The organism is Mycobacterium sp. (assembly GCF_035603715.1).
In the GTDB taxonomy this organism is placed as follows: Bacteria; Actinomycetota; Actinomycetes; order Mycobacteriales; family Mycobacteriaceae; genus Mycobacterium.
Genome location: NZ_DATNJW010000040.1, coordinates 1 through 5,542, shown reverse-complemented (window position 1 = coordinate 5,542; position 5,542 = coordinate 1). Strand labels below are relative to the sequence as shown.

2 protein-coding genes and 1 pseudogene are annotated in these 5,542 nt (G+C 65.5%); all 3 read right to left on the bottom strand.

What is annotated here, in order from left to right; all coding sequences use genetic code 11:
* Positions 1-199: pseudogene (locus tag VN856_RS01550) on the bottom strand (polyprenyl synthetase family protein); the annotation flags it as partial.
* Between the two features lie 14 nt (positions 200-213).
* A complete protein-coding gene (locus VN856_RS01545; protein WP_325685466.1) occupies positions 214-1,128 on the bottom strand; it encodes a hypothetical protein in 915 nt (304 codons plus the stop codon).
* A 99-nt stretch (positions 1,129-1,227) separates the two neighbouring features.
* On the bottom strand, positions 1,228-5,542 hold a 4,315-nt coding region (locus VN856_RS01540), incomplete at its 5' end, for an AAA family ATPase (protein ID WP_325685464.1).

The following is a 5,542-nucleotide window of genomic DNA, read 5'->3' as shown; positions in this document are numbered from 1 at the left end:
TGCTCAGGGCAGGCCGGAGCGCCTTCCCGCCGCGACGAGGGTAGTCGAGGATCAGTTCGTGGAGGCTGCTCGACCCGTGCTGCCCGGCCGCGAAGAGCCGATCAATCTCGCCGTCGCACGCACCCTTGCACTCGGCGAGATAGTCCTCCAGCATGTTGGAGGCTGACGCAGCGGAGGCCCCGTCAAGTGCTAACGACATCGACGCCGCCGTATCTATACGATGTTGACGACGCCGTATAGATCCGTAAACCTCGGCGCGAAGCGGATGCGTACGGACATTTCGATATCGCCCCCATCGGTCTCGCCGACGACCTCCAGGCCGGGGGGGACGCTGACGGCGAGGTCCACTGGCTCTTCACCGGCAGATGTCGCTGCGGCGCCCCCGTGCGGAATCCGTTGGCGCCGACCGAGTAGGAGCAGCGTTCCCTTGAATGGGACGTTTGCCTGGCCCGGGTCACTCACCTCGTCCTGGCCACTCCCCTTCGCAGGGGCGTCTCCCTGGCCCGGGTCACTCACGTCGTCCTGGCCACTCCCTGTGCCGGTGCCTAATTCATCGACGCGATACACAGAGTTGATGTTGGCCGCGTCGAGCAGTGCCTGGAAGTCGGAAAGCCCGCTCGTCAGGTCGTTGAGCGCCTTGAGCCCTTCTGTGTCGGTAAGCAGGCAGGAAGGGGCCCGGTACCCGAATTTCTCGACCTTCGCGCGGGCAGCGATAAGTGCGTTCAGGAGAGCCTGGATTGGCGTGGACGATGCTGTGACAGTGACTGACTGTTTGGCGCCTTTACGCAGCAAGTCGATAACCTCGCTGTCCACGTTGCCGGCCAGCTGCACGGTCCGCGCAAGCACAGCGGCGAACAGCGCGTCGGGGGTTGGGGCAATAGTCTGAGCGACCGTCATCGCGAACCGGACCGACTTCGCTTCAAGCTTCAGCGAATCCCCAGGTGAAATCGGCGGTGATAGCTCGCCTTCTTTGACCGCTGGCGCATACGCGTTGTCGTTGCGGACTCTTAGCTGGCCCCGGTCGCCGACGTCCCAATGCGGGATGGCCTGCCAGGCGATGCTGGTCTGTTCGAAAGTGTCGCGAATCGCCTTGTCAGCTACGGCAATCCGCTCGGCGTTCAGGTACATGCCTACACCACCTCTAGTGTCGGGAAAATCATGGCAGACAACCTCTTACGGCGGCGAGAAACAGACAAGGTCATACGACGGCGAGAAATCGCCGGTCCGCTACTTCTGAAGAAGTGCAACCTCGTGACCAGGGGATATCTCACCTCTATCCATAGCGTCGCAGTGGGTCAGGTGCAGCGCCGCGATCGGGTCGTCGGGCAGCAGCTGGTGGCATCGTTCGAAGGCGGCACGCGCCAGATTGGCGTCGCCCGCATCGAAAAACTGGAAGGCCTCGTCGAACGCGGGCTGCGCCAACCGCTTTGCCGCCCGCAGCGGCGCTGGGTCCTCGTCGTAAACCTCATACATCGTCACCGGTCGGCGTCGGTTGACCACCATGACTCGTTCCATCCGACGGACGTCGAACTGGTCGGGCTTCGAGAGACGAGTAAGTGTGGCGTCGGAGATGAGAAGGGATGAGCCGTAGCGTTTGTTGGCGCTCTCGATGCGCGCAGCCAGGTTTACGGCATCGCCGATGATGGTGAGGACCATGCGGTTCACTCCACCGACCAACCCGACCCCGACGGCGCCGGTGTTGATACCGATGCCGACCCGCAGTTCCTCGGAGCCGAGCGCGAGCCGCTCCTGGTTGTGCTCGCGTAAGGATCGCAGCATTGCCAGGCCGGCCCGGACCGCGTTGTCCGGCTCCGACTCGAAAACCGCGACGATTTCGTCCCCGCGCACGTCCTGGATCATGCCGTTGCAACTGATGATCGGCAGCTCGACAGCTCGCAGGAACCCGGTCGCCAAGTTGCTCGCCTCTAGGACGTCCATGTCCTCGATCAGCGTTGTGAAACCCCGGATATCGGAGATGAGCACCGTCATCTGACGTCCGACCCGATAGCCACTGCGGACACGACGCAGATCGTCGATATCGAGGATCCGCAGCAGTTCGTTGGGCACGAATCTCGACTGCACGTCCATCAGGGACTGTCGATGCTCATCGGCGTTCCGCAACCGAGCCTCGAGCTCGAAGTTCCACAACGGCGCGGCCGCTTGGGCGCACAGAAAGGCGACCGCCTCCTCGTCTCCGGAAGAGAAGCTTCTGCCCGCCCCTTGGTGTTCGGCATAGATCACGCCAATTGTCTTGTCCTGCACAACTACCGGGACAGCGAGGGTGGCCGGGAGCGCCGCGTGGCGCTTGTCCCGTCCAGGTGGGCGATGCTCCGGGTAGGCCGAATCCGCCGCGACGATGTGCGGGCGGCCGCTGTCCACCACCCGCCCGACGATGGAGCGGTCATGGCTCACTTCGGTCCACGGGTCTTCGACGGCCGTAATGACACCGCGCTCCCAAACGGCCCGGACGGTCAACTGTTCGCCTTCGCCGGTGAGCAGCAGAACGCGGGCCGCGCCAGTCGTGTCCGCAACCGTGCCGAGCAGGATCTCGGCCAGGCCCCCCAGCGTCCGGGCGGTCGGCAGCGCGTGCACGACCTGATGCGCGCTGACGGGGTCGATACCTGCTGAGCCCGCCGAGATGAGGTCACGGGTGAGCAGCCATGGATGAGCCTCCGCGAGCCGCTCGGCGCGCACCGTTATGCCCAGACTCAGGTAGCCCTGGTATGCCGACCGCAACATCTGCGCAGAAACCCTCGGACGACCGATCTGCGCGTTGAGCAGGGCGCCCTCTTCGTGGGCAAGCGCGTGAATCAGCGGGAGCTGGTACTCCGCTGCGAGCTCAATCGCCCGGGCGAGGTGGCGCTCCGCCTTGCTGTGCTGCCCGCGGGCCCGCGCCCACGCACCCTCGATCAGCGCAAGAGGTGCCGCGTAATTGGCTGGCGAGCCCGCTGCCCATTTGTGGTGCAGCGTCAACGCCTGGCGCACCGATCGTCGGGTCGAGCGGTCCGTCGGTGCGACCTGGATCGCACTCAGGGCGCCGATCAAGTAAAAGAGTTGTAGGGCCGGCATGCCGGCGATACCGTCGAGGTATTCGGCGGCCTCGTCCGTCACGCGGACCGCGCCAGCGTAGTCGCCACACCAGAAGTGCAGACCTTGTTTGACGCTCAAGGCGACGCTGAGGGCCACGCCGTCGCCCTCGTGGCGGGCAGCCGGCACCACTTGGCGCTCGTCGTAGCCGCTCTCGCCGGCGAGCAGGAAAGGATTCTCGCTGCGGCCCATCAAATTCAGGCAAAGCTGCTGCACCGCTTGGCAAGACGCGCGGGGAACCGGCTGGGAGCGGATCTCGGGAACGAGAGATTCGGCGAGGGCGTCGATCTCCGCCAGCGGACGGCCGACCCAGAATGAGTGCGCCAGCAGGAACGCGGTCAGAAAACCGGCATACTCCCGGTCACCATGGTCGAGCGCCTCGTCGATCCCTTCACGCAGCTGGCCCAGGCCCTCGTGAATCGGGTGTCGCCAGTGACGGATGAAGTTCAGGTAATAGAGCTGCGTCTCCGGGCGGGCCTCCCGGAACTCTTGCCGTTCCGTGAGAAGCATGCCGACCTCGCCGAAGTGCTGGCTGCCGGCGTGGTCGCCGGCCAAGACCAGCAGCAGGCCACAACTGGCGAGCACCGTTGGTGAGGTGGGGGTATGGCCGTGGGCCAGCAAAAGGTCGAGCTGCCTACGCACGATCAACGGGAAGAGATTCGGCTGGAGAATAAAGGACAGGCTGCGCAGCTCAGAGAAAATCCGCTGGATCTCGATAACGCGCCGGTCCTGGCAATGCGGCAGCTCCAGCAGCCGTTCGGTGCTCCACCGGCGCGTAGCGAGCTTAATCCGCATCAGCGCGTTGGCCATCCGAGGTTTGCCCGGATTGCGTGGCAGCGGCTCGCCGAGTTCATCGAGCGCCCGCAGCCCGGTTTCCAGCGCCTCTTGGAGGCGATTCTGCGCTACCCGTCCCTTAAGCCTCAGGAAGGCGAGTCGGGCGCGGTCTGCCGGCTCGTGCAGGCCCCCTTCGGCCTCGTCGAGCAGCCCATGCAGGGCCTCCGCATCGCCCACCAGCAGGGCTGCCTCCGCAGCGTCAAGTTGCAGCTCTCTGGTCAGCAAGAAGTGAGCAGCCCAACGTGATTCACCGAGCAGACCCAAACCGTTTAGGCAGTGCTCAAGGGCGAGTGGGAACGATGCCTGCGCACGGGCCTTGCGTGACGCACGGCGCAGCACGTCGACGAATTGGATGCGCTCGTCTTCGGCAAGTTGGTAACCACCGATGCCGACGTGGCGGGCGGCCTCGAACAATCTGTCGTCGCCCTGCTCGGCCAGCCGACGACCGATTCGCAGGTGCGTCTCGCGCCACGCGTGATCGGACATGCCGCGCCGAGCGGCCTCGATTACCCGGTCGTGGCTGAAGCGGTAGCGGGCGTCGCGGCTGATCGCGTTGGCGATCCGCTGGCCGCGGCTGTCAACGGCCTCGAGCAAGCGAAGCTCAAGACCCGACCAAAGTGCCTGGGCCACCACGTCGGCCGGCTGCGCGGCCGCTGCCGTTGCGTCGCCGAGGTCGAACTCGCCACCGATGCACGCCAGCGAACTCAACACCTCCCGATCAAGCGGGCGCAACTGGTCGAGGTACTTGCCGAGGAATTCGGCGGCCGTGGCAGTGATCTCGATCGAGGTCAGGAGGCGCAGGTCCCAGGTCGGACGCCCCCCGGCACCGACGGCAACAAGCGCTCCTTCCCGTTGCGCGCGATGCAGCAACTGGCGGACCTGCAACGGATTGCCTTGGGTTCGGTGATGAAACTCAGCGGCGACATCGCCTAAGTCGACCCCGCGACCGCACACGGCCTCGAGCAGCTCTTCAAGATCCCCGCGGGACAGCGGGGCGAGATCGATGCGCCGTAGACCCACTGACGTGAGGCCCGCTGCGGTGGCATCGAATTCGCCCGCCCGGTGTGCTCCGAGGACGAGCACATTGCGAACGGACACCGTCAACAGTTCGGATAGCAGCCGTAGTGAATCCTGGTCGGCCCACTGCAAGTCATCGATTGCCAGGACCACCGGTCTGTAGGACGCGGTAGTGGACACCAGGCGGATGACGGCGCGCTGCAGCCGGCGCCGAGCATCCGCCGCATCGAGGTCAGCCACCTGCGGGTCCGCGTCCAGCACTCGCGCCAAGTCGGGCACCAGCGCCTCGAGGATGCCGGTGAGCGCCGACATCTCGTTCACGAGGTCGGCGCGCCAACGGTCACGCTCAGCGGTGCCGGTGGCCTCCATGCTGCGGACAATCGAGCCGAGCGCGTCCCCGAGCGCCGAGTACGGTGCCGCCGCGCCATGTCGGTATCTCCCGTAAGCAAACACGCAGTTGCGGCGGGAGATCTCTGCCCCGAAGGCCTGCATCAGCGTCGACTTGCCTACCCCCGAGATTCCACTGAGCAGCGTGCATCCTCCGCCGGCCCGTCCGGCCTCTTCCACCGCCGCTCGAAGTTCGGCGATCTCCTCTCGCCGGTCG

Bases quoted from the DNA above. Each gene is read 5' to 3' on its own strand.
- VN856_RS01545 (WP_325685466.1), bottom strand. From the start codon at position 1,128: ATGTACCTGAACGCCGAGCGGATTGCCGTAGCTGACAAGGCGATTCGC.